Source organism: Cupriavidus sp. FW305-26, from assembly GCF_058787975.1.
The window spans coordinates 1-1,354 of the sequence record NZ_JBYTAH010000160.1 but is presented as its reverse complement, the minus strand read 5'-3'; the positions used below and the strand labels follow the sequence as shown (position 1 = coordinate 1,354).

The window sequence follows — 1,354 nt, the reverse complement described above, 5'->3', positions numbered from 1 at the left end:
AGCTTCTTCAGGAAGTCGCGATACTTGTCGACTGTTGATTCTGCGATCCCGGCCTGCACCAGGTCCTTCTTTCGCGGAATCGATCCCTCCGGCTTCGCCGCAGTCTGCGTGTGTAGCAGATGTAGCTCATGCAAGCCAATTCCGGCGAAACCTAGCAGGGCATCGACGCCAGAGGCCTTGTACTTCTGAATCAGTTCCAGCAGGTCCCCCATCAACGCTGCCTCCGGGCGATCGAGGATAGAGCGGCCGGCTGCCCGGTAGTACTTGACGCCGTGCGAGCGGCAGACGGCCTCCAATGGATCGAGAATGCGGTTCGTCCGCGCCAGCACGGCCGCCGTTTTGCCAGCCCGCAAAACCGGTGTCAGCGCTTCAACAGCTGAAACCGCTTCCTTGTACTCGTCCTCCAAACGCTTGAACTCGATGGCGCCGCCTGGCCCGCGATGGGCTACCAGCTCCTTCAGGATACGGTCCTTATTGTTTCGAATGACACGATCCGCGATGTCCAGGATCTCGGCATGTGAGCGGTAGTTCTTCCCGAGGATGACGGACCGCGCGTCGAACTCTTTGATGAATGCTTCCATGCCCCGAAATCCGAGCGCACTTCGAAATCCGTAGATCGACTGATCATCGTCCCCGACCACCGTCACGATCGAACCGGCAGCCGCGTGCAGCGCCGTCCAGCGTGATTGCAAGCTGTCGCAATCCTGGTACTCATCGACAAGCAGGTACGTCATACGGTAGGGCGCAATTGTTCCGCTTTGCATCCCAGCTACAGCCAACCGCAGCATGTCCTGAAAGTCGATCTTGCCGTTCCGGGCCAGGGCACTCTGGTAGGCCTCATACAACTGAGCCTCCGCGGTTCCTGAAGGCGGGTCGGACAGTTGCATCTTGGCGCGCTCAATCGCGGCGATCGCGTCCTCGACCTTCCCATCAAATCCCCCTTCCTGCAGGATCTGCCCGACGATAGCGAACCGAACGCCGTCGTGAACGATATCGATGAGCTTGCCGGTTCCGGTTCCCTTCCCGAGTTGCTTATAGGCCAGCGAATGGAAGGTGCCCGCGAGCAGTCGCTTCTTGGCATCGGCGCCGGCTAGCCCCAGGATACGGTCACGCAATTCGATCGCGGCGTCCTTGCTGAACGTTACCGCGCCCACCGTCACGTCTGGGTTGGCGAGCAGCACGGCTGCCTTCGCCGCAATCGTCGCCGTCTTTCCGGCGCCTGGCACGGCCACGGCGACGCAGTGCTGACGCAGGTCGACCACCTCGCGCTGGGCCGGGTTCAGTCCTTCCAATACCTTTTCGAGCGACATGGCGATCGCAGTGTGGCAGTAAGTGGCACTTGGTGCCGGTTCAA

At 60.7% G+C, this 1,354-nt stretch carries 1 protein-coding gene; it reads right to left on the bottom strand.

The features are described from left to right. Positions 1-1,310 (bottom strand): UvrD-helicase domain-containing protein (locus tag AC3WQZ_RS35650; RefSeq protein WP_492302161.1); only part of this gene is annotated, 1,310 nt, incomplete at its 3' end. Positions 1,311-1,354: the final 44 nt, after the last annotated feature.